Below are 21,425 nucleotides of genomic sequence, written 5' to 3' on the forward strand. Positions count from 1 at the left end.
GCCCCGCCTATTCCTGGGTGCGGGGCTCCGGCAGCTGGGTCGCGGCCGACGCCGGGGCCGGGGAAGCCGCGAGGCCGACGGCGAGGATGGGGAAGCGCGGTGGTTCGCCCCACATGCCGTTCCCGCGGATCAGGGCGCTGTGGAACAGGCCCCAGTAGGCCAGGCTGTCAGTGCTGCGCGGATCCAGCAGGTAGAAGGCCAGGCGGCCCAGAGGCTGATCCAGCGGGATGTAAAGGGCCCGGTCCAGGTCGGCGGGCGTCCAACCCTGTTGCAGCTTCTTCAGCACGGGTTCGGTCTTCCAGCTTCCCTGGAGTTCCAGCGTGAAGACCCCCTGGTAGGCCGAGGGAGACACCTTCCGGCCCGTTTCCTGAAAGTGGAGGACCGCCAGCCCTCCGGGTCGGGCATCCCCCTTCAGGACCTTCAGGCCGTGGGCCTGGAGCAGGGGCAGCACCGTGGGCGCGAAGGCCGGGTCCACCAGGTAGCCGGCGGGGGCCGTCACGAAGTCCTGGCCCTCGAAGCCCACGAAGCTGGGCAGCTCCAGGTGGGTGCGGCTCTTCTCACCCGTCAGGCGGCCCCTCTCGTCCCGGATGGGGTCCACCCAGTCGAAGGCGGCCCGTTCGACCAGCTTGAGCTTCGCGGAAAGGGGCAAGGTCACGGAGCCCTTCGCCCATGCGCCGGCCCAGCGCGTCTGGGCATCGCGGATCTGGGTACGGATCTCGCTCCGGTGCTCGGCCATCCAGCCCAGGCAGGCCAGCACGAAGCGTCGGGTGTCGGAGATGCGATCCGGCCAGCTGCGGTAGACATAGCTCTCCGACAACACCGCCAGGCGGTGGCGCAGGGCCGGGTAGTTCGTCAGCAGCCGGGGGTGGGCGTCGTAGGTCTCCCAGGCCGTGGGCGGTTTCTCCGGCGTGGGCCCATAAGGCACGAAGTTGCCGTAGTCGTAGGTGGGCATGCCTTCGGCTTTCAGCCGCTCGCGCACCTCCACCAGCAGCTTCCGGTTGAAGGCCAGCAGGGCCTCATCCGCGCCCAGGGTGCAGGCGGGTCCGTGGGTGAGGTGGAAGCCGTGGGTGCTGCCGTTGGTGGTGTGCAGGTCCAGCACGGCGGCGGGATCGAAGTCCTGCAGCATGGCCAGCAGCCAGCGCGTGTTGGGGGCGGCGGCCTTCATGAGGTCGCGGTTGAGGTCGAGCCCCAGCGCGCTCTCGCGCCGGCCCACGCCGCTTTCCGAGGGGTTGGGCTGCCAGGGGCGGATGGCGGGATCCAGGGCATCCGTGCCGTCGGCGTTGTAGGCGGGCATCACCACCAGGTCCAGGTTCCGCCGGAGGGCCGGGTGCTTCCCCTGGAGCAGCTCGCGGATGATCTGCTGGATGGCTTCCTTGCCCTCCACTTCACCCGCGTGGATGTTGGCGTTCACATAGACCCGCAGCGGATCCGGGCCCCTCCCCTTCAGGCGCCAGGCCAGCAGGGGCTTGCCGGTTTCCGTGGCGCGGGGCGCGCCCTTGGGCCGGTAGGGCTCCAGGCCGGGCGCCCGCTGGCACAGCTCCTCCATGAAGGCCCGCACCTCGGCCACGGTGGAGGTGCGCTGGAGATGCGTGCGCTCCGGAACGGTCTCGGGCCACCCGGCGAGGAGGCCCGTCCCCGCCAGGGCCAACATCAGGTTTCGCATGGCTCAGCGGGCGGTGAAGGTGGTGTCCGCGGTCACCGGCATCACGAGGCCGGACTGGGGCCGGCCACCGAAAAGCGCCTTGTTGTAGACCGTGAAGCTGGAAGCCAGGAACAGCACCAGGGCCAGCAGCGCGGAGCCGCGCTTCCCGGCGGCCAGGGCCTTGGGCGTCATCTCAGACAGGCCCACCAGCACGAAGACCAGCAGCAGCTTGATGTGGAAGTAATGGCCGTTCTTCAGGGGGTTCTGGCCGCCCTGCATCATCAGCACCAGCATGAGGATGCCTGCGATGAGCGCCAGCCGGAAGGACCAGGCCACCACCTTGGACCACACCGTGGCGGCCAGCCCGCGGAGGTCCTCACGGCCCTCCTCGAAGCCCGACAGGAGCAGGGCCACCACGGCGGCGCCTCCGCCCACGGCGAGGGTCACGAAATGCAGCCAGCGGACAAGGTTCACGGCTTCGAGCTTGAGATTCATGGTGGCCTCGTGAAGAAGAACCCCAGGGTAGCAGCCCTGCTAGGCTCGATTGGTCAGGAGGAAGTCATGGCCAAGCTGCGCGTCGCCGTCGTGGGTGTGGGTCACCTGGGTCAGCATCATGCCCGCATCGCGGCCTCCGCCCCGGAGGCCATCCTGACGGCGGTGGTGGATCCCGACCCGAGCCGCGGCCCGGAGATCGCCGCCAAGTTCAAGGCGCCCTGGGCCGCCTCCCTGGACCAGATCCTGGCCGAAGTGGACGCCGTGCAGATCGCCGCGCCCACCGGCTTCCACCACGCCCTCGGCCTGCAGGCGCTGAAGGCCGGCAAGCATGTGCTCATGGAGAAGCCCCTGGCCGCCACCCTCGAGGAAGGCGTGGCCCTGCTCAAGGCCCTGGCCGCGGCCCGCGCCGCGGCGCCCGGGATCGTCGCCCAGGTGGGCCATCTGGAGCGCTTCAACCCGGCCGTCACGGCCCTCCGCGATCGCGGTTTCAGGCCCCGCTTCCTCGAAGCCGTGCGCGTCTCGCCCTTCCCGGCCCGAAGCCTGGAGGTCGATGTGGTCATGGATGTGATGATCCACGACCTGGACCTGCTGCGCGCCCTGGTGGGCCGGCCGGTGATCGATGTGGAGGCCGTGGGTGTGCCCGTGCTGACGCCCTACGCCGACCTGGTGAATGCCCGCCTGAAGTTCGAGGGCGGCGCCTTCGCCACCGTCACCGCCAGCCGAGTCGCCCGGAAGAAGGAGCGCACCCTTCGCGCCTTCGGTGACAAGGAATACGCCAGCCTCGACTTCGCCGCCCAGAAGCTGGAGCTGCTGCGCCTCGTCATGGGCCCCGACGGCCCCGAGGTCCAGCCGGAAACCGCCGACATCGAGGAGGGCGAACCGCTCCGCCTGGAGATCGAAGCCTTCCACGCCGCCTGCCTTGGGCACAGCCAGGAGGGCGTCACCTGGGAAGAGGGCCAGGAAGCCATGCGCGTGGCGGACCAGGTTCAGAAGGCCGTGGCGAAGAGCTTGGCGGAGATGAGCCAGGCGTGAGCGGGTTCTACGACCTCGCCTCCCTCACCAAGCCCCTGGTGACGGCGCCGCTGGCCTTGGCCTTCCTGGACCTCGAAGCGGACCGGCGGTGGGCCCTCGGATTCCATGACCGCAAGTCGCCCCTCACGGTGCGCCAGCTGCTGTCGCACAGCTCGGGGCTCCCGCCCTGGCGGCCCTTCACGGGTGAACCCGTGGCCGCGCAGTTGCGGCGGGAGGTCCCGGACCACCCGCTGCTGCGCTCTGCCACGCCGGGACCGGTCACCTACTCGGACCTGAACTACCGCCTGCTGGCTGAGCTGCTGGAGATGGAAACGGGTGTTCCGTTTCCGAAGCTCGGCTCGGCCTCGGGTCTCAGCCCCGCTCCCTGGGCCGTGCCGCCCGTGGTGATTCCCGATGCGGCTGATGCCGAGGCCTGGCGGCTGGCCACGGACCGGCCCCTTCCGGAGCGGGATCTCCGCCTGCCCCATGATGCCAACGCCCGGGCCGGCATGCCGGGCCATGCCGGTTTCGGCACCACCGCCCCGCAGCTGCAAGCGGCCCTGGCCCGGTGGGTGGCCGCGGGCTGGCCCGGGCGCATGGCCGTGGATGCGGCTGTCGACGGGCCGCGAACCCGCTGGGGGCTGGGCCTCCAGGTAATGTTCTCCGGCGGTGGGTGGTTCGGACAGCTGCTGTCCAACCTCCCCCAGGGTTTCGGTCTCCGCGTCCTCGAGGATTCCACGGAAGCGCTCCCTCCTGCGGCCCCCCTTCAGGATCCCGATCCTGGCCCGCCTTCGGGCTGGTGGTTCCACCTCGGCTACACCGGCCCCGCCCTGTTCTACCGGCCCTCGGACCAGAGCTGCCTCGCCCTGCTTGTCCATCGGCAGGGCCCCGCGGGAGGCCTGCTGGAGGTGGAGGCGCTGCGGGCCCGGCGTTGGGCGGCCCTCGCGCGATTCGTGGGACAATGCGAGGGATGAAGCCCTTTCTGGTCCCTGCCCTGATCCTCTCGGTCCTTCCGGTCAGCGCCGCCCAGCCCCCGCTGAAGATCGGCCTCGACACGCAGGCCACGGAATGGATCGTGTCGCTGGAAGGCGGAGGCCAGGTCTGCGACCGCGCCGGAACGCCCCTGCTGAAGCTGGCGCCGGACGAGAAACTGCGGATCTGGTGGGATAGCCGGGGCGCGGCCGATCCCACCAGCGAATACCGCGTCCAGGTGGGCCCGCCCCACACTGCCCAGCAGGCGGCGGCCCTCATGAAGCGCCTGAAGGACCTGGGCGAGGCCCCGGACCGCGTGAAGGTTCCCGACGCCGATACCTGGCGCGTGCTGACCGGCCACTTCAAGACTGCGCCCGAGGCTGAACCCGTGCTCCAGAAGCTTCAGGATCTGGGCTTCGACGAGCTGTGGGTGGCGACGGAATCCCGCGACACCGTGCCCCGCAAGGGCCGGGCCCTCTATGCCGTCAGCGACCGCTACGAGCGCCGGGCCCTCCCCGCGGCCGGCGTGTGGCTGAAGCCCACGGGCGAACTGACCTCACTGCAGGGCAAGGGCCGCTACCGCGGCAAGGTGGAAATCTTCCCCAATGCCCAGGGCCGACTCACCGTGGTGAACACCCTGGATCTGGAGACCTACCTGCGCGGCGTGGTGCCCAAGGAGATGGGCGCCTGGGAGTTCCCGTCCCTGGAGGCCCTCAAGGCCCAGGCCGTGGCGGCCCGCACCTATGCCGTGGCCAACCGGGGCAAGCGCATGGTGGACGGCTTCGACATGGGCGACACCGTGGCCGATCAGGTCTACGGCGGTCGTGACGGCGAACAGTCGCTCACGGACCGCGCCATCCAGGAGACCGAGGGACTCTTCGCGACCTACGGCGGCAAGCCCATCCAGGCCCTGTTCATGGCCAACTGCGGCGGTCACACCGTGGATGTGGCCCATGTCTTCGGCGGCGATGCCCCCTACCTCAAGGCGGCGCCCTGCTACCCAGCCAAACCCATGACCCTGCCCTACGCCTCGGGCCTGCCGGTCACCGCCGAGGCCCAGCAGCCCTGGCTCAACTGGGAGCTGCTGAGGCTGGCGGCAGGCATCCTGCCCCCCGACTGGCTCAGCGGCGAACGGCTCGCCCGCCCCGCGCGGGCCGAGGATCTCGCGGCTCCGGTGCGGGCCCTCCAGCAGCGCCTCGCCCTTGATCCGGAGCCCCTGGCCCGGGACGGGAACCTGCTCCTCGCCCTGGCCCAGGCCCTCGGCTTCCACCGGGTGGTGGACGGCCAGGAGCGGCCCCAGGATGCCGCCTACTTCCTGCCGGGGAACCTGCCCGCCGGGGATCGCCTCCTGGCCACCTTCCTCACGCGCCGCGGCATCGTCCCCGCCGCGGCCTGGGCCACCCAGGCTCCCCCCACCCTGCGGCAGGCCCTGGTGACCCTGGGGCGCCTGTGGCAGGACCTCGACCCCCTCACCCCGGGGGAAGGCTCGCTGCTGATGGACCGCCAGGTGCGCCGCAAGCGGGGGGGCCCCGAGCCCCTGTCCCTGTCGCCCCGGCTCCTCCTCGCGGAGGAGAGTCCGGATGGCGCTCTGCGGCTGGTGGAGAAGGCCGACATCCAGGTGGGCGACCGCCTGAAGTGGATCCCCGGCGAGGACGGCTCGGCCGCGGTGCTGGTGCGCCGCCTGGATCCCGACGGCGCCGCCTGGGACCGCTACAACCCCACCGCCCACTGGCGGGTGGACTATGCGGAGGCCGACCTGCTGGCGCTGGTCCGCAAGCGCATCAAGGTCTCCGGCATCCGCGAGCTGCGGGCTCAGCACAACGACCAGGGCCGCGTGCTGGACCTGACCCTCGTCGATAGCCAGGGGGCACCCCATCGTGTGCGCGGCATGCACATCCGGGGGCTGCTGGGGCTCAAGGACAATGTCTTCCGATTCCTCACCGTGGGCCAGGGTGCCCAGCGCCATTGGATCTTCTACGGCCGCGGCTGGGGTCACGGCGTGGGCATGTGCCAGACCGGCGCCTACGGCATGGCCCTTGAGGGGGCTTCGTTCCAACAGATCCTGACGCACTACTACCCGGGCACCGAGCTCCGCCGGGTGGATTGATTTCCCACCCGTAAATCCCATTCGGGCATTGACGGGGTTGGGGATCGGCCCCAGCCTTCCCTCCCCGGGAGGTGGGCATGTCTCTGGATGCGTGGGTCCTCGGAGCGCCGCTGAAGGTCCTGCGCCGGGAGGATCATCCGTATCACGAGACCACCCTGGCGACCCTGGGCCGCCATGAGCTGGGGCTCTGCCGCCGCCAGACCGCCTCCGCGCAGCCCGGCTGCGAGATCTTCCTGGATGGGCGGTCGATCTTCCTGCCGGGCGCCCCCGCCCCGGACCGGGCCTGGTTCGACCTTTGCCGGGAGCTGGGCTACGAGCCGGCCCACCACTGGGACTGGGATCCGGCCCTGATCCTCTTCCATCAAGTGGTTCCCGCCCTCGCCGCGGACTGGCACGAACCGCCCCTCGACCTGGATGCCCTGGGGCTTCCGGTGGGCGTCCTCAGCCTCGCCGGCCTGCGCCAGACCTTCGCAGAGGCTGTGGCCGACCTGCGACGGCAGAGCCTCGGACCCGTGGGCGCCAAGGTGGCCGAAACCTTCGAGTGGCTGCCCCTCCGGGCCGTGGTCTTCCACGACGACGCCCAGCTGCCCCTGGATTTCGAAGGCATCGGTCCCACCGGCCGGGCCTCCCTCTGGCTCGGCATCCACCGCGAGCGGGCCGTGGTGCTGGAAGGGCCGGCCCCTTCCCGTTACCCCGCCCGGCACTGGGTTCCCGAAGGTCTGGGAGAAAGGCCCAAGGCCGAAGCCTTCCTGCTGGCCGCCGGCCTGGATCCGGAGCCGCCCAAGGGCTTCGAGCCCGCCTTCGAGGCGGCCCTCCACCACCTCTGCCACCAGTTGGAGGGCCCCCTGGACGCCTATCGGCGCACCTACCCCGTGGGCATCCCCTGGCACCGGGATCCCCGCGAGCGGCTGCTCGGCCGCACCATCGTAGATGTGCGCCCCGGCGACCCCACCCTGCTCGTGCTGGATGACGGCACGGAGGTGGCGCTGGAGTCGGCGTCCGCCATCCCCGCCTGGGAGCACGGCGGGATCTGAGGGCTCACCTTTTCTGGAGCCGCACGGCCGTCACCTTGTATTCGGGCGTGCCGGTGACGGCATCCCGGCCTAGCCCGGTGGCGCGGTTCACGAAAGCGGCCGCGGCATGGAAGGTGGCGAAGGGTTCCCCCGGCCGGACCCGATCCGTGGGATGGGCCCGGAGGATGAAAGCCCCATGCCGGCTTTCCACGCGGACCGGATCCCCCTCGGTGAGCGCCAGGCCCTCGGCATCGGCGGGATGGATCTCGAGCCGGTCATCCGCCGCCAGCTCCCCGAGGCGGGTCCGGTGGGTCATGGTGGCGGCGTTGAAGTGGAAGAGGCTCCTCCCCGTGTTCAGCAGGAAGGGGTACTCGTCATCCGGCGACTCCAGGCTGGGCCGCCAGGCGAGGGGCCGGAAGCGGGCCCGCTCCCCTCGCGGAAACCCCTCTGCATGCAGCACGGCGGTGCCGGGGTGGCCCTCGGTGGGACAGGGCCACTGGAGCCCGCCTTCCCGATCCAGGCGGGCGTGGCTGATCCCGGCGATGGCGGGCCAGGTGCGCCGGGCCTCATCCCACACCGCCGCGGCGTCGGAAAAACGGAAGTGCGACCCGGCGCCCAGCCGTTCCGCCAGCTGGCTGAGGATCGCCCCGTCGGTGCGGCTGCCGCCCCTCGGCGGCACCACCTGCCGCACGCGTTGGACCCGGCGCTCGCCGTTCATGTAGGTGCCCTCCTTCTCGAAGGGGCTGGCCGCCGGCAGGAAGACCGTACCGAAGGCCCGGGCCGTTTCCGTGAGGAAGAGGTCCACCACGATGAGGGCCTCCAGTCCGTTCAGATTCTCGGCGGTTTCCAGCGCATTGGGATGGCTCAGCAGGGGATCGTAGCCGATCACCAGCAGCGCCTTCATCCGGCCCTCGCCGGCGGCGTCGATCATCTCCAGGGCATTCAGACCGGGCCCCTGCGGCGGCTCCGCGCCCCAGACCTGCGCGTGGATCTCCCGGGCCTCGGCCAGCTTCTGATAGCCCGTGAGCCGGGAGGGCTCGCACCCCATCTGGGCGCTGCCCTGGACATTGTTCTGCCCGCGCAGGGGATTCACGCCGCCTCCCGGAAGGCCCACATTCCCCGTGAGGAGGGCCAGGTGGGCCAGGGCCGTCACGCCATCCGTCCCCTGACGGTGTTCGGTGAGACCCAGGCCGTGGAAGGCCATGGCGGGGCGCAGGGTGGCGTAGAGGCGGGCCGCCCGGCGGATGCCGTCGGCCGCGATGCCGCAGAGATCCGCGGCCCGTTCCGGCGTCCAGGCCTGAACGGAGGCCGCGAAGGCTTCGACCCCTTCCGTGCGGGCCGCGAGGAAGTCTCCGTCCGCCAGCCCCTCGCCGAGGATCACCTGGGCCATCGCCTGGAGCAGGGGCAGGTTCGTGCCGGGCCGCGGGGCCAGGTGCACCGTGGCCAGCTCCGCCAGCTCGGTGCGCCGCGGATCCACCACGATGAGCGGCACCCCCGCCCGGGCCCGCTGGCGGATGCGGGCCCCCACGATGGGGTGGTTCTCCGTGGGATTGGCGCCCACCACCATCAGCAGCCCTGCCCGCTCGATGTCGGCATAGCCGTTGGTGGCCGCGCCGGTGCCAAAGGTCGACCCCAGGCCCGCGGCGCTGGGAGCGTGGCAGACCCGGGCGCAGCAGTCGACATTGGGGGTGCCCAGCGCCAGCCGGGCGAATTTCTGGGCCAGGTAGTTCTCTTCGTTGGTGGCCCGGCTGGAGGCCAGCACACCCACGGTGCCCGGCCCTCCGGCGTTCAGTGCCTGCTGGAGCTCGGCGGCGGCGGCGGTCAGTGCCTCCTCCCAGGTCGCGGTTTCCCAGGCGCCGTTCCGCCGGATCATCGGCTCGGTGATCCGGTCCGGAGCCTCGTTGAAGCCGAAGCCGTAGCGGCCCTTCGCGCAGAGATGTCCCCGGCTCACCGGAGAGGACAGTACGGGCCTGGCCTCCGTGATGCGCCCGCCCTTCACGCCCATGTCCATCTCGCAGCCGGTTCCGCAGTAGGGGCAGACGGTGCGGACCCAGTGGTCCGGAAGGCCCTCCGCCAGGCGCGCCCCATCCTCGATGGCGCCGGTGGGGCAGGTGTCGGCGCAGGCCCCGCAGCTCACGCAGGCGGTTCCCATCAGGCCAGCCGCGCCTCCGGGCGACACGCCCAGGTCGGCTCCACGGCCCATGAAAGTCCAGATGTCCTGGCCTTGGAGTTCAGCGCAGATCCGCACGCAGCGCCCACAGGCCACGCACCAGGACAGGTCCACATCCAGGTAGGGGTGATCGGGCTGCTTCCGGTCCACCCGCCGCTTCCCCAAGGGGACCACACCATAGGCCTCCAGGAGTTTCTGGAAGGGTTTCCCGGCCATGCGGGCCGGATCTTCCGCCGGAAGGTCCGCGGCCAGCCGTTCCAGCATGGTGCGGCGAAAGGCTTCGAGGGCGGGGGTGTGCGTGGCCACCACCATCCCGTCTTCCACGGGAGTCGCGCAGGCGCAGGGAGGACGCTCCCGGCCTGCCACTTCGACTTCGCACAGCCGGCAGCTGGAGGCCGGTTTCAGGCGTGGCTCCGAACAGAGGGTGGGGATCTCGATGCCGTTCTGCCGGCAGGCCTCCAGCAGCATGGTCCCCGCGGCCGCCGCGACATCGCGGCCGTTCACCCGCAGGCGGATGAGGGCACCGGGCATCGAGCTGTCTCCTGGGCAGGGGTGGTGCCAAGCAGTATGCGCCGCCGCCCCGGGACTTCAAGCCTCGCCGAGCTGCACCCAGCTCACCCCGAAATGATCGAGGATCGCCTGCCGTTCCGCGCGTTCCTGCTCGGCGATGCTGGCGTAGGGATGGCGGTAGAGCACCCGTCGGACGCCCCGCCGCACCAAGGCACGGCAGCAGGTGAGGCAGGGTTCGTGGGTCACATAGGCCGTGGCCACGGGACCGTCGCAGAAGCCCAGGGCGTTCTCCTCAGCGTGGCTCGTGTGCAGGCAGCGCTGACCCGGCTGACAGGTCTCCGGCGTGCAGTGGGCCATGCCCGGAAGCGCCCCATTGAAGCCCGCGGCGGCGATGCCCCCATCCCCCCGCAGGAGCACCGCTCCGACCTTCAGGCGGCAGCAGGTTCCCAGGCGGCTGAGTTCCAGCGCCATGTTCATGAAGACTTCGTCCTTGAGTTGGGAGCGCGTCATGCGGACCTCATGGGGAGGATCCATCATCGCAAGAACCGGGGGTCTCCGGGAGCGGGCCCTGGACATTCAACAGACACGCGGGTCTCCGGTCTGAGTCGTGCTTCCCGTCACAGCCTTCAATATTCAATCGAAGTCGCAAATGAGAATAATAAAATATAGGCAGGTGATAAATGAGCTTCCGCGCCGCATTCCTCCTCGCCGCCACCTTGGCCTCCGGTCTCGCCCCCCTCAGAGGCCAGGCCTGGGATCCCAACCGGTCCACCCACGGGTGGGCCTTCCAGGAGGTGGACGGATCGCTGATCTTCTTCGATCCCGCCTCCCGCGCCCTCAAGACCTGGATGAAGGAGGCCGGGCTCCTGGCGAGCCTGACGCTTACCCTGCCTGAGGTCCGGAAACCTGCCGTCAAGTCCCCGCGGGTGGCGCCCGTGGTGAAGGGCGCCACGGACTACGATGCGGCCGGGGCCCTGCTCTACGGCATCCCCACCTATCAGCGCACCCCCTCGAAATCGGCCGGGGCCAAGGCCGAAGCGTCCGCCGAGGCCCCATGCGAGGCTCAGCCCGAGCGCTGGGTGCTGGACGCCTACAATCGGATCTGGATGGTGTGCGACGGGCAGCTGGCCGTCCTCGGGAAGGACGGCCGGACCGAAACCCTGTGGCCCCTGCCCGGCCAGGTCGAGGACATGGCCCTGGGTCGCGACGGCCTCTTCCTGCTTTACCGGACCCTCAAGCCCTACCTGGAGAAGCGCGATCTGAAGAGCGGCGCGGTGCTGTGGTCCTACGGAGACCGGGTCCAGCTCAGGGAGGCCGCCGCCCAGCCCCTGCTGGTGCCCCTCAACCGCATGGCCCTGGGCGCCGACGGAACCGTGCTCCTGGCGGAAGGCGCCAGCCTGGCCTTCACCGTGCTGGATCCGGCCAGGGGGCCGAAGCAGCCCGGCCAGACCTTCTTCACCTGCCGAGAGGATCTCCCCGCCCGCGCCCTCCTGGGCCGCCAGGGGCGAGGTCCCATCCTGCCCTGGGCCGGCCGGGAGGTGGTCTTCGGGGTCTTCACGCCCGCCCAGGTGAAGTCCTGCGGCGCACCGGAGTCCCAGGGCCTCGTGCTCGCCCGCTTCGACCTCCTCAAGGGCACCCTCGACTGGCTGCCCACCCCCCTGGCCGAGGGTCATCGGCTGGTCGGCCTCCTGGATCACGAGGCTGTCTTCCTGGCCCCCGGCGGCGGGCTGGCTTACGCACCCATCCACTGAGGCGGATGGGTGGACGAACGGGACGAGCGGGACGAGCGGACGGATTGGTGGCCCCGATGCGATTCGAACGCACGACCTGCTCCTTAGGAGGGAGCTGCTCTATCCAGCTGAGCTACGGGACCCTGAGCCTCCAGTTTCGCACATCCGGGGCCGGTCCTGATCCCTCGGGGCGCCCGTCCGCCTCGCCCGTAAGGCGTGGTCTTGTTTATCCTGGGTTTCCCCCGGGAATGGGGGATCCTGGTCACCTGGTTCCGCCCCCCATGCACGCCCTCTTCGACGCCCATAGCCACCTCCCCACGGCCGAAGCACTGCCTTCGGCGGAGCCGGGCCACTCGCGTCACCGGGTCGTCTGCGGCACCTGCGAAGCCGATTGGGAGGCCGTCCTCGCCCATGCCGCCTCCGACGGCCAGATCCTCCCCATGCTGGGCCTGCACCCCTGGCAGGTGGCCGAGGCCTCGCCGGACTGGGCGTCCCGGCTGGAATCCCTGCTGCGCGGCAGCCGCACCGGCGTGGGAGAATGCGGATTGGATTTTGCCCGGAAGGATGAGGATTGGGCGGCCCAGACCTCGGCCTTCCGCGTCCAGTTGCGTCTGGCGCACGCCCTCCGGCGCCCCGTGGCGATCCATGTGGTGCGGGCCTGGGGGCCCCTCCTCGACCTCCTGCGGGAAGAGGGCGTACCACCGGCCGGGGCCCTGGTCCACGCCTATGGCGGCAGTCCCGAGACCGCCGACGCCCTTCAATCCATGGGCGTGTTCCTGTCCTTCTCGGGCGCGCTTCTGAAACCGGATCGCCTGAAGGCCCGGGAATCACTGCGGGCCGTGGACGACGGCCACCTGCTCCTGGAAACCGACGGCACGGCGGATCTGGTCCGCGTGATCGAGATGGCCGCCAGCCTGCGCGGGGTGACGGCCGAAGACCTCGCCGCCCGGACCTGGGAGAATGGGCAGCGGTGTTTCAAGGAGCTGATGGCATGAGGTGGTTTTCCCGCAGCGAGCTGCTGCTTGGCGAGGCGGCGCTGGAGCGGCTGCGCGGTGCGCGTGTGACGGTGTTCGGCCTGGGCGGCGTGGGGTCCTTCGCGGTGGAGGCCCTGGCCCGGGCGGGCGTGGGTCACCTGCGGCTGGTGGATCACGATGTGGTGGGTCCCAGCAACCTCAACCGCCAGCTCATCGCCCTGCGCTCCACCCTCGGCCAACCCAAGGCCGAGGTCGCCGCGGCCCGCGTGCGCGACATCAACCCCGATTGCGCCGTGGAACCTCGGGTGACCTTCATCCACACGGACACGCTTCCGGACCTGCTCACGCCCCGGCCCGAGGTCATGGTCGATGCCATTGATTCCATGACCTGCAAGGTGGCGCTCATGCGCACCGCCCACGAGCAGGGCATCCCCATCATCACGGCCATGGGGGCCGGAGGGCGCACGGACAGCAGCCGGCTGTTCGTGGGCGATCTCAGCGAGACCCGTCTCTGCCCCCTGGCCGCACGGGTCCGCAAAGAGCTGCGGAAAGTGGGCATCACGCAGGGCATCCGCTGCGTCTATTCCCTGGAGCCCGCCGACAACAAGCGCCCCGCCAACCCCATCGACATCGAGCCCCACCGCGGGCCGGGGCGGCAACGCCGCCCCGTGGGCACCATCTCGTACATGCCCGGCATCGTGGGGCTGAAGGTGGCCGAGGAAGTGCTGCGGCTCCTGCTCGAGGGGCGTTCCTAGGCCTTTTCCATCGCCTCCCGGAGGACGGTCTGGAACTGGCTACTCTGATAGGGCTTCGGAAGAAACCCGGCCAGCCCCCGGCCGAGGAAGTCCGCGAGGACATCCTGCTCGTTGTAGCCGCTCGAGAGCACCACGGGGACCTGCGGATCCACCGCGTGCATGTGTTGGAAAGCCTGGCGCCCATCCATGTGGGGCATGGTCAGGTCCATCAGGACCACCGTGATCTCCGCGTGGCGCAGCTCAAACATCGACACGGCCTCCTGTCCATCCGCCGCTTCCAGCACCTGGAACCCCAGCGACTCGGCAAGTTCCCGCGCCACGGCCCGGGCGCTGGGTTCGTCATCCACCAGCAGCAGGAGGCCATGGCCCCGCCAACCCGCCCCCTGCTGACGGGGAAGGCCCAGACCTGCCCCAAGCGCCAAAGCGGGGAGGAAGAGCTTGAAGACCGTGCCCCGCCCCAGCTCGCTGTAGACCTTGAGGCTGCCGTGGTGGCTCCGGAGAATGCCCAGCATGGCGGACAGGCCCAGTCCGCGGCCGGTGAACTTGGTGGTGAAGAAGGGATCGAAGATCCGCTCCCGCACTTCCGGCGTCATGCCGCAGCCGGTATCACTCACCTCCAGCGTCACATAGGTCCCATCGGCCAAGGGCAGGCCGGGAAGCAGGCCTCCATGGGTGGCCTCGTCCACCGCCTGCACGCCGGTCCGCACCGTGATGAGCCCGCTGGTCTCCTCGCCGATGGCCTCCGACGCGTTGGTGACGAGGTTCATCACCAGCTGCTGGATCTGCGAGGGATCGGCGGCCAGGTAGGGCAGCCCCGGGGCGAGGTCGTACCGGACCACCGCTTTCTTGGAAATGGAGACGGTGAGGAGCTGGGTCATCTCCACCACCAGGCGGTTCAGGTCCACTTCGATCATCTGCAGGCGGCCCTTCCCGGCGTAGGCCAGCAACTGCCGCGTCAGATCGGCGGCCCGGAGCGTGGCCTGCTCGACCTGGTTCAGGTAGGGCAGCGCCGGGCTCTCCGGCGGAAGCTGCATGGCACCCAGGTTCGCGTTGCCCAGGATGGCGGTGAGCAGGTTGTTGAAATCATGGGCGATGCCTCCGGCGAGCACTCCGAGGCTTTCCAGCTTCTGGGACTGCCGCAGGACATCCTCCGCGTCCTTGCGCTGAGTGATGTCCGCCCGGATGGTCACGAACCGTGCGGGTTTCCCGTCGTCATCGAGGAAGGGCACGATGGTGGTGTCCACCCAGTAGAAACGGCCGTCCTTGGCCTTGTTGCGGATCTCCCCCTTCCAGATCTTTCCCGCCAGGATCGTCTTCCAGAGTTGGGTCATGAAGGTTTTGGGGTGGTGGCCCGAGTTGATGATGCGGTGGTCCTGGCCCAGCAGTTCCTCGCGGGAGTACTTCGAGATGTCGCAGAACTTCTCGTTCACATAGGTGATCCGGCCGCGGGCATCGGTGACGGCCACGATCGCGTGCTCATCCAGGGCCCGCTTGAAGTCCTCCAGTTCGCGGAGGGCTTGCGCCATGCGCCGGAGGGGCCGGCCGGGCCGCCCGGGAGCCTCGTCTCCCCCCGGTGCGTCGTCCTTGTTCCCCTGCCGAAGCGTCACGGATTGCTCTCTTTCCAGGTTCAGGGTCATCCGGAACAGGACTCAGTATAGATATTCACCTCCCTCGAACAAGGAGGGATCCAAAAACTGTGAAAACAAATAAATTGAGGCGGGTAGACGCTGCCCAGAGGCCACCATTCCGCCGCCCGGCCAGGAAGGCTCAGTGGCCGGTTGGCGCGCCGTACTCCGCGTAAGTCCCCTGGAAGTCCTCGATGCCGTCGTCGGTGAGGTGCCAGATGCGGGTGGCCACCTCGTCGATGATGTCCTCGTCGTGGGTCACGAAGAGGATGGTGCCTTCGTAGCGCTGGAGCGCGTCGTTCAGGGCGATGACCGCTTCCAGGTCCAGGTGGTTGGTGGGTTCGTCCAGCACCAGGATGTTGGGTTTCTGCAGCATGAGCTTGCAGAACAGCAGCCGGCAGGATTCGCCGCCGCTGAGGACATCGGTCATCTTGTTGCCTTCCTCGCCCCGGAAGAGCATCTGGCCCATGACGCCGCGGATCTGCTCCTTGGTGGCTTCGGGATCGAACTGGTGCAGCCAGGTGACCAGCTCGTAGCCCTTGGGGATGCTCTCGGCGAAGTCCTGGGAGAAGTAGCCCACATTGGCCTCGTGGCCCCACTTCACCTCGCCGCCGTCCAGCTTCAGGCCCAGCTCCGTCACCTGGGGTGCGTTGGCCAGCAGCGCGTTCAGCAGCGTGGTCTTGCCGATGCCGTTGCGGCCCATGACGGCCACTTTTTCGCCCCGCTGCACCATGGCCGAGAAGCCCTTGATCACTTCGTGGCGGCCTCCCGTCCCATCCTTGCTGGTGTCATAGCCTTTCTTCACCCCCTCGAATTCCAGCGCGTAGCGGCCGCCGGGCTTGCCGAGGTTGAACTTGATGAAGGGGCGCTGGATGTTGCTGCGGGCCAGGTCGCTGGGCTGGAGGCGTTCCACCTCCTTGCGCCGGCTGTTCACCTGGCTGCTGCGGGTGCCCGCGGCGAAGCGCTGGATGAACTCGTTCAACTGGGCGATCTTCTTCTCGCGCTGGGCGTTGTCTGATTCAATGCGTGAGCGCACCTGGATCTTGGCCATGACCATGTCGTCGTAGCCGCCGGTGTACTGGATGATCGTCTGATAGTCGATGTCGGCGATGTGGGTGCAGACATTGTTCAGGAAGTGCCGGTCGTGGGAGATCACCACCACCGTGCCTTTGTAGCGGTCCAGAAATTCCTCCAGCCAGTGGATGGAGTCGAGGTCCAGGTGGTTGGTGGGCTCGTCCAGCAGCAGGGCCTCGGGATTGCCGAAGAGGGCCTGGGACAACAGCACGCGCACCTTCTGGCCGCCCTGCAGCTCGCCCATCTTGCGCTCATGCAGGGACTCGGGGATGCCCAGGCCGTCCAGCAGCACGGCCGCGTCGGCCTCGGCCGTGTAGCCATCCTCGTCAGCCACCACCCCCTCGAGTTCGGCCACGCGCATGCCGTCCTCATCCGTCATCTCCGCCTTCTCGTAGATGGCGTCCCGCTCCTGCAGCGCCTTCCAGAGGCCCGCATTGCCCATGATCACCGTGTCGATGACCCGGAACTGGTCGAAGGCGAACTGGTCCTGGCGAAGGATGCCCATCTTGCGGGGGCGGATCACATTCCCGGTCTGCTGCTCCAGTTCGCCCGCGAGGATCTTCATGAAGGTGGACTTGCCCGCCCCGTTGGGCCCGGTCAAGCCATAGCGCCGCCCCGGGTTGAAGGTCGTGGTGACATCCTCGAACAGGATCTTCGCGCCGTAGCGCATGGTGACATTCTGCACTGCAAGCATGGAGACTCCCGAACCGGTGATTGTAGCGCGGGGACAGGCGTTCTCCGAGGAGGGATCTCCGTCGGAGGTCCCCCGAGAGAAGAGCCACTCCGAAGCCGCAGGGATCCTTGCCTGCCCCGGCCCGTCAAAAAAAAGGAGCGGGCCGCCTTGACACATACACTTTCATTCGTAGACTTTCCGGTGTAACCCCAGGAACCCCCATGCGCCACCCCCTGAACCGCCCCACGGATGTGGAACTCTCCATCCTCCGCGCCCTCTGGGGCCTCGGCCCTGCCACCGTGCGGCAGGTCCATGAGGTGCTGACCTCGGACCGCGACCTGGCCTACACGGCCGTGCTGAAGATGATGCAGACCATGGTGGACAAGGGCTTGCTGCTCCGGGACGAATCGGGCCGCTCCCACATCTACCGGCCTTCCCAGGCCCGGGAGCACACCCTGAAGCACCTCGTGGACGACCTGCTGGAGCGGGCCTTCGGAGGGAGCGCCCTGGATCTGCTCGCCACCACCCTGTCGAGCCGCAAGCTGGGTTCCAGCGAGCGCGAGGAGATCGCCCAGCTGCTGGCCAAGGCCAAGGAGAAGCGGCCATGATCCCCCTGCTCGAATCCCCCGCGGCCCAGCGCCTCGCCTGGACCCTGCTCCACTTCCTCTGGCAGGGCGCCCTGCTGGGCTTGGCGGCCTGGGCAACCTTCGCGCTCCTCCGCCACCGGCGCCCGCAGCTCCGCTACCTGGTGGGATGCGCCTTCCTGCTGGCTTGTCTCGGAAGCGCGATCCTCACCTACGGACTGCTGGCCCCGCCCCTCCAGGCTGCGGGCCAGCCCATGAATCTCGCCACTGTCGCCCCCGGGGTGCTGGACACCCCGACCGGACCCATCGCCCTGCCGGAAGCCGCTGTCTCGGGGGCCGCCCTTCCCTGGCACGCTCGCCTGCAACCGTACCTGCCCTGGATCCTGGCCGCCTGGGCTGCCGGCGTCCTCATCCTCAGCCTGCGGGCCGCGGGGGGGTGGCTCTGGCTGCGCCGTCTGAAGGCCGCGGCCACGCCCATGACCGAACCCGAGTGGCTGGAGCGCCTGGTCCGCAACGCAGGCCTGCGCCGCGCGGTGCGCTTTCTCGAGTCGGCCCGCGTGCTCACGCCCATGTGCATGGGGCTGCTCCGTCCCGTGGTCCTCCTGCCCCTGGGCTTCTTCGCGAACCTGGATCCTCTGGCCGCCGAGGCGGTGCTGGCCCACGAACTCGCCCACATCAAGCGCCTGGATGGCCTCGTCAACGGCCTCCAGTGCGTGATCGAGGTGCTCTTCTTCTTCCACCCCGCCGTGTGGTGGATCTCCCGCCGGATCCGGACCGAACGGGAACACTGCTGTGACGATGCCGCCGTCTTGGCCTGCGGAGACGCCGTCTTCTATGCCGAAACCCTGAGCCGCCTCGATGAATTCCGCGACCGGCCCCCGTCCCTGGCGCTCCGCGCCAGAGGAGGCAACCTCATGGAACGCCTGCGCCGCCTGCTCCTCGCCGACCCACCCCAGCTGCGCTTCGCCACGCCCAGCCTACTCCTCGCCGCCGCCCTCGCCCTGGTCTCATCACTGCCCGCCCAGGCGGAAAAACTCGAAACCGTCCTGACTCGGATCGAGGAGATCGTATCCCATCAGCCCGTTGCGGCCCCAATGCCGGCGGAGATTCCCCACGATCCCTTTGCCTCGAACCCAGGGGTCATCCCATCCTTCGGTTCCATAACGCTTCCTGGAACAGCAGGACCTGCCGGCACCCTTCCGATCGCACAGGAGCCAGTGATGACGCCCTCCTCGACTCCAGCGAGTGCTGAGTCGGGCCCCGGCCTCACACAGCCGCCTGTCAAGGAGACCTTCTATCCCACGCCCACCCAGGCCCACCCTGCGCCCATGGCCATTCCGATGGTCGACGCGGAGAGCCTGTCCATCCTGCCGGGAATGAGAGTCCGGACCTTCCAGGCACCCCCTTGCCCAGTCCTCATCAAGGTCACATCGCCCAGATGGTCAACGAAGGGCTTTGCGGTGCAGGTGCCCGGCCGGTCTCTGGCCAGGGCCACCCTCCGGAGCGAGTCGAGCGTGGCCTACTTACAGGTCAGGGCCCTCAACAAGTGGGGCGCCCCGCTCGAAGGCAGCCGCCAAGGCCTCGGAACCCCGGAGGCTTCTTTCCTCAACACCAGTGACGCATCCACGATCGTCTGCTTTGTCGTATCCGCGAATCCCGGATACCCGGGGGACGGGAAGATCGAGATTCTGCTGACCACCGCGCCTTGGTCCCCTGCCGCCACGCCTTCACCGGAATCCCAATCTGCGCCAGTCCAGGGCTCCGCTCCGAAGGCAGCTCCCGCCCTCGCCCCAGCCTCAATCCCGGTCTTCCAGGCCAGGGACCTCGACATCGTTCCGGGCCTCGCCATCCGGACCCTCAAGGTCCCCCAGTATCCGGCGGTCATCGTGGATGAGCTGCTCACCTGGCCCAACAAGGGCTACGCCGTCGATGTCCCTGGCCACACCACCGTCTCGCTCCGCATCACCTGCGAATCGGGAGAAGCCTATTTCCGGGTGGGCGTGGCGGACAAGTGGGGGAACCCGCTGCGGGGCATGAAGGGTTCCATGGGGACACCCTGGGCGTCGTTCGCCAATGATTCCGAACAGCCCGTCTCCGTCATCTTCTTCGTCCGGACCACCAAGGGGTATCCGGGCAATGGGAAGATCCGCGTCCATGTGGCGGCGGCGCTCGCCCCCCGGGTGGCCGCGCCCCGGGCCCCCGAGACAGGGTCCAGCCAAGGGGCCGCAGGCAAGCCCTCCCTGGAAGAGGCCCACCAGCTCGTCCAGCGCCTCGCCGAGAGGACCTCCTGGGGCGCGACCTCGAATGTCCTGATCCTGAAGATCGGGGAAGCCACCCGGTGGAACGGCGCATTCACCGATCATTTCCCGAAGAAGGAGGAGGAGAGGAAGGCGCCGGTCATCCAGGGCATTCCCGATCTGGAAGGCTGGGAAATCACCTTCCGCCCTGAACCGATCGACGAGCAGAAGGCCTCCTCATCCCCCCGCTCGTCCTACACCGTCCTCGTGGACAAGGACCGCGTGATCCACTGGCGGACGGCGTATCCCTGGCAGCGTCCTAACGAAACCCTGCCTGAGGTCAACCGGGTAAACCAGTTTGGGGCCCGGCCCTCGCCCCCACCGCCCCCACCGCCACCCCGGCCTTGATCCCGAACAGGAAACGGCGCCCATCCGGGCGCCGTTTCCTTCTGCAAAGACCGACGGTCGAGATCTAGAACGGAATGTCGTCATCGGGGAAGCTGCCGCCACCCGCCGGGCTGGGGGCGCCGTGATCCTCGAAGTCCTGGGAACCGCCGCCCGAGGCGCGGCCACCGTAGCCGCCGGAATCGCGGGTGCCGCCATCCTCCATGCGGCCAAGCATGACGAAGTTGTCGCAGCGGATGTCGCAGGCGGTCTTCTTCACGCCGGCCTGGTCGGTGTATTCGCGGTACTGGATGCGGCCCTCGATCATCACCTGCTTGCCCTTGCGCAGGTACTTCTCGGCGATCTCGGCCTGCTTGCCCCACACGACGATGTTGTGCCACTCGGTCTTGCTTTGCTTCTCACCCGCCTGGTTCTTCCAGGTTTCCGTGGTGGCCACGGAGAACCGGGCGACGCTCTGCCCCGAGGGGGTGGCCTTCAGCTCGGGATCGCGCCCGAGGTTGCCGATGAGCAGCACTTTGTTCAAGGATCCGGACATGTGTCCTCCTTCATGTATCGGCGGAGCTCTCCGCCTCACCGTCGACTCAGACCATCTGAGGGGGTGGTAGGGTAATCACCATTCCCCTGGGGCCCTTCCATGTCAAGCATTCTGGTGAGCTGCAAAAACAAGTCCGGCGCCGAGAAGCATTACCTTCCGGCCATAGCGGCCGCGGGTTGGACAGGCCCCACCCTCCTGGTGGCTCCCGGCGACCCCCTGCCGGACTTGGCGGGTGTCTCGGGCCTGCTGCTCACCGGGGGGGCCGACATCCATCCCCGGCACTGGGACGCCGCTGAGGCCGTGCATCGCAAGGCCGAGGTGGATGAAGACCGTGACGCCTTCGAAGTCCCCCTCATCCGCGCGGCCTGGGACCGGAACCTGCCCATCCTCGGCATCTGCCGCGGCGAGCAGATCCTCAATGTGGCCCTGGGCGGCAGCATGATCCAGGATGTGCCCGACCACTACGGCTGCGAGCCCTCGCGCCATCAGCACGGCACACCCGAGCATCCCGACATGCACCACCGGGTGCAGCTGGCGCCGGGATCGCGCCTGCGGGCCCTGCTGGGCGAAGATGTGTTCCTGGTGAACAGCCGCCACCACCAGGCCGTCCGGCGCGTGGCGCCGCCCCTGGTGGCCGTGGGCTGGCATCTGGACACGGTGCATGCCGATACCGGCCCCCTCATCGAGGCCGTGGAAGCCATCGATCCCGGCCGCTGGGTCTTCGGCGTCCAGTGGCATCCCGAAAATCTCGTCGGCCTGAAGGGCCCCGCGGGCGATGCGGCCCGGGACCTCTTCACGGCATTCGTGCAGATCGCAAGGCAGGGACGGGATTGACCGGATGAATGGTTGGATTGTCTTAGGTTCTGTCCATCCTTCTAGCTCTGCTCATCCTGTCTCCGCTTTCCCCCTGGAG

At 68.9% G+C, this 21,425-nt stretch carries 17 protein-coding genes and 1 tRNA gene; 10 read left to right on the plus strand and 8 right to left on the minus strand.

Annotated features, from left to right (window positions below; genetic code table 11):
• Nucleotides 1-7: 7 nt before the first annotated feature.
• Together QZ647_RS10365 and QZ647_RS10370 are read right to left on the minus strand one after the other, a co-directional pair.
• Nucleotides 8-1,663 carry a M14 family zinc carboxypeptidase gene (locus QZ647_RS10365; protein ID WP_291272094.1) on the minus strand — a complete coding sequence of 552 codons (1,656 nt, stop codon included), beginning with the start codon at nucleotides 1,661-1,663 and terminating at the stop codon, nucleotides 8-10.
• 3 nt (nucleotides 1,664-1,666) lie between these two features.
• Nucleotides 1,667-2,137, minus strand: a complete 471-nt coding sequence (locus tag QZ647_RS10370; protein ID WP_291272095.1) for a hypothetical protein — start codon at nucleotides 2,135-2,137, stop codon at nucleotides 1,667-1,669.
• 66 nt (nucleotides 2,138-2,203) lie between these two features.
• Here QZ647_RS10370 and QZ647_RS10375 point away from each other — a divergent pair, with 66 nt between their 5' ends.
• From QZ647_RS10375 to QZ647_RS10390, 4 genes are all read left to right on the plus strand, one after another.
• On the plus strand, nucleotides 2,204-3,169 hold the full coding sequence (locus tag QZ647_RS10375; protein WP_291272096.1) for a Gfo/Idh/MocA family oxidoreductase: 966 nt from the start codon (nucleotides 2,204-2,206) through the stop codon (nucleotides 3,167-3,169).
• On the plus strand, nucleotides 3,166-4,122 hold the full coding sequence (locus tag QZ647_RS10380; protein WP_291272097.1) for a serine hydrolase domain-containing protein: 957 nt from the start codon (nucleotides 3,166-3,168) through the stop codon (nucleotides 4,120-4,122). Before QZ647_RS10375 ends, QZ647_RS10380 begins: the two co-directional genes overlap by 4 nt.
• On the plus strand, nucleotides 4,119-6,227 hold the full coding sequence (locus QZ647_RS10385) for a SpoIID/LytB domain-containing protein (RefSeq protein ID WP_291272098.1): 2,109 nt from the start codon (nucleotides 4,119-4,121) through the stop codon (nucleotides 6,225-6,227). Before QZ647_RS10380 ends, QZ647_RS10385 begins: the two co-directional genes overlap by 4 nt.
• 77 nt (nucleotides 6,228-6,304) lie before the next feature.
• On the plus strand, nucleotides 6,305-7,261 hold the full coding sequence (locus QZ647_RS10390; RefSeq protein WP_291272099.1) for a hypothetical protein: 957 nt from the start codon (nucleotides 6,305-6,307) through the stop codon (nucleotides 7,259-7,261).
• 4 nt (nucleotides 7,262-7,265) lie between these two features.
• Here the strand turns inward: QZ647_RS10390 and fdhF are convergent, their stop codons facing one another.
• A complete protein-coding gene (gene fdhF, locus QZ647_RS10395) occupies nucleotides 7,266-9,941 on the minus strand; it encodes a formate dehydrogenase subunit alpha (RefSeq protein WP_291272100.1) in 2,676 nt (891 codons plus the stop codon).
• A 57-nt stretch (nucleotides 9,942-9,998) separates the two neighbouring features.
• The gene (locus QZ647_RS10400) at nucleotides 9,999-10,430 is read right to left on the minus strand and encodes a deaminase (protein ID WP_291272101.1); all 432 of its coding nucleotides are present in this window, start codon (nucleotides 10,428-10,430) and stop codon (nucleotides 9,999-10,001) included.
• A gap of 170 nt (nucleotides 10,431-10,600) precedes the next feature.
• Here QZ647_RS10400 and QZ647_RS10405 point away from each other — a divergent pair, with 170 nt between their 5' ends.
• Nucleotides 10,601-11,671, plus strand: a complete 1,071-nt coding sequence (locus QZ647_RS10405) for a hypothetical protein (RefSeq protein WP_291272102.1) — start codon at nucleotides 10,601-10,603, stop codon at nucleotides 11,669-11,671.
• Nucleotides 11,672-11,716: 45 nt separating this feature from the next.
• Here the strand turns inward: QZ647_RS10405 and QZ647_RS10410 are convergent.
• Nucleotides 11,717-11,793: transfer RNA gene (locus QZ647_RS10410), tRNA-Arg, on the minus strand.
• 138 nt (nucleotides 11,794-11,931) lie between these two features.
• Here QZ647_RS10410 and QZ647_RS10415 point away from each other — a divergent pair.
• Together QZ647_RS10415 and QZ647_RS10420 are read left to right on the plus strand one after the other, a co-directional pair.
• Entirely contained in the window at nucleotides 11,932-12,645 is a 714-nt protein-coding gene (locus QZ647_RS10415) for a TatD family hydrolase (RefSeq protein ID WP_291272103.1), read from the plus strand.
• Nucleotides 12,642-13,379, plus strand: coding sequence for a tRNA threonylcarbamoyladenosine dehydratase (locus tag QZ647_RS10420; RefSeq protein ID WP_291272104.1), 738 nt, complete (start codon nucleotides 12,642-12,644; stop codon nucleotides 13,377-13,379). Before QZ647_RS10415 ends, QZ647_RS10420 begins: the two co-directional genes overlap by 4 nt.
• Here the strand turns inward: QZ647_RS10420 and QZ647_RS10425 are convergent.
• Together QZ647_RS10425 and QZ647_RS10430 are read right to left on the minus strand one after the other, a co-directional pair.
• Entirely contained in the window at nucleotides 13,376-14,986 is a 1,611-nt protein-coding gene (locus tag QZ647_RS10425; protein ID WP_291272105.1) for an ATP-binding protein, read from the minus strand. The two genes, QZ647_RS10420 and QZ647_RS10425, sit on opposite strands and share 4 nt — an antisense overlap.
• Nucleotides 14,987-15,146: 160 nt before the next feature.
• A complete protein-coding gene (locus tag QZ647_RS10430; RefSeq protein WP_291272106.1) occupies nucleotides 15,147-16,772 on the minus strand; it encodes an ATP-binding cassette domain-containing protein in 1,626 nt (541 codons plus the stop codon).
• Between the two features lie 200 nt (nucleotides 16,773-16,972).
• Between QZ647_RS10430 and QZ647_RS10435 the strand changes: the two genes are divergently transcribed.
• Together QZ647_RS10435 and QZ647_RS10440 are read left to right on the plus strand one after the other, a co-directional pair.
• On the plus strand, nucleotides 16,973-17,359 hold the full coding sequence (locus tag QZ647_RS10435; protein WP_291272107.1) for a BlaI/MecI/CopY family transcriptional regulator: 387 nt from the start codon (nucleotides 16,973-16,975) through the stop codon (nucleotides 17,357-17,359).
• A complete protein-coding gene (locus tag QZ647_RS10440) occupies nucleotides 17,356-19,980 on the plus strand; it encodes a M56 family metallopeptidase (protein ID WP_291272108.1) in 2,625 nt (874 codons plus the stop codon). Before QZ647_RS10435 ends, QZ647_RS10440 begins: the two co-directional genes overlap by 4 nt.
• Before the next feature lie 64 nt (nucleotides 19,981-20,044).
• Here QZ647_RS10440 and QZ647_RS10445 read toward each other — a convergent pair whose 3' ends face one another.
• Nucleotides 20,045-20,512 carry a single-stranded DNA-binding protein gene (locus QZ647_RS10445; RefSeq protein ID WP_291272109.1) on the minus strand — a complete coding sequence of 156 codons (468 nt, stop codon included), beginning with the start codon at nucleotides 20,510-20,512 and terminating at the stop codon, nucleotides 20,045-20,047.
• Nucleotides 20,513-20,611: 99 nt separating this feature from the next.
• On the opposite strand from QZ647_RS10445, the gene QZ647_RS10450 reads away from it, so the two are divergent.
• On the plus strand, nucleotides 20,612-21,346 hold the full coding sequence (locus QZ647_RS10450; protein ID WP_291272110.1) for a gamma-glutamyl-gamma-aminobutyrate hydrolase family protein: 735 nt from the start codon (nucleotides 20,612-20,614) through the stop codon (nucleotides 21,344-21,346).
• Nucleotides 21,347-21,425: the final 79 nt, after the last annotated feature.

Source organism: Geothrix sp., assembly GCF_020622065.1.
Taxonomy (GTDB): Bacteria; Acidobacteriota; Holophagae; order Holophagales; family Holophagaceae; genus Geothrix.

Bases quoted from the DNA above. Each gene is read 5' to 3' on its own strand.
- QZ647_RS10370 (WP_291272095.1), bottom strand. From the start codon at position 2,137: ATGAATCTCAAGCTCGAAGCCGTGAACCTTGTCCGCTGGCTGCATTTC.
- QZ647_RS10445 (WP_291272109.1), bottom strand. From the start codon at position 20,512: ATGTCCGGATCCTTGAACAAAGTGCTGCTCATCGGCAACCTCGGGCGC.
- QZ647_RS10385 (WP_291272098.1), top strand. From the start codon at position 4,119: ATGAAGCCCTTTCTGGTCCCTGCCCTGATCCTCTCGGTCCTTCCGGTC.
- QZ647_RS10365 (WP_291272094.1), bottom strand. From the start codon at position 1,663: ATGCGAAACCTGATGTTGGCCCTGGCGGGGACGGGCCTCCTCGCCGGG.
- fdhF (WP_291272100.1), bottom strand. From the start codon at position 9,941: ATGCCCGGTGCCCTCATCCGCCTGCGGGTGAACGGCCGCGATGTCGCG.
- QZ647_RS10390 (WP_291272099.1), top strand. From the start codon at position 6,305: ATGTCTCTGGATGCGTGGGTCCTCGGAGCGCCGCTGAAGGTCCTGCGC.
- QZ647_RS10375 (WP_291272096.1), top strand. From the start codon at position 2,204: ATGGCCAAGCTGCGCGTCGCCGTCGTGGGTGTGGGTCACCTGGGTCAG.
- QZ647_RS10415 (WP_291272103.1), top strand. From the start codon at position 11,932: ATGCACGCCCTCTTCGACGCCCATAGCCACCTCCCCACGGCCGAAGCA.
- QZ647_RS10430 (WP_291272106.1), bottom strand. From the start codon at position 16,772: ATGCTTGCAGTGCAGAATGTCACCATGCGCTACGGCGCGAAGATCCTG.
- QZ647_RS10400 (WP_291272101.1), bottom strand. From the start codon at position 10,430: ATGACGCGCTCCCAACTCAAGGACGAAGTCTTCATGAACATGGCGCTG.
- QZ647_RS10420 (WP_291272104.1), top strand. From the start codon at position 12,642: ATGAGGTGGTTTTCCCGCAGCGAGCTGCTGCTTGGCGAGGCGGCGCTG.
- QZ647_RS10405 (WP_291272102.1), top strand. From the start codon at position 10,601: ATGAGCTTCCGCGCCGCATTCCTCCTCGCCGCCACCTTGGCCTCCGGT.
- QZ647_RS10440 (WP_291272108.1), top strand. From the start codon at position 17,356: ATGATCCCCCTGCTCGAATCCCCCGCGGCCCAGCGCCTCGCCTGGACC.
- QZ647_RS10450 (WP_291272110.1), top strand. From the start codon at position 20,612: ATGTCAAGCATTCTGGTGAGCTGCAAAAACAAGTCCGGCGCCGAGAAG.
- QZ647_RS10435 (WP_291272107.1), top strand. From the start codon at position 16,973: ATGCGCCACCCCCTGAACCGCCCCACGGATGTGGAACTCTCCATCCTC.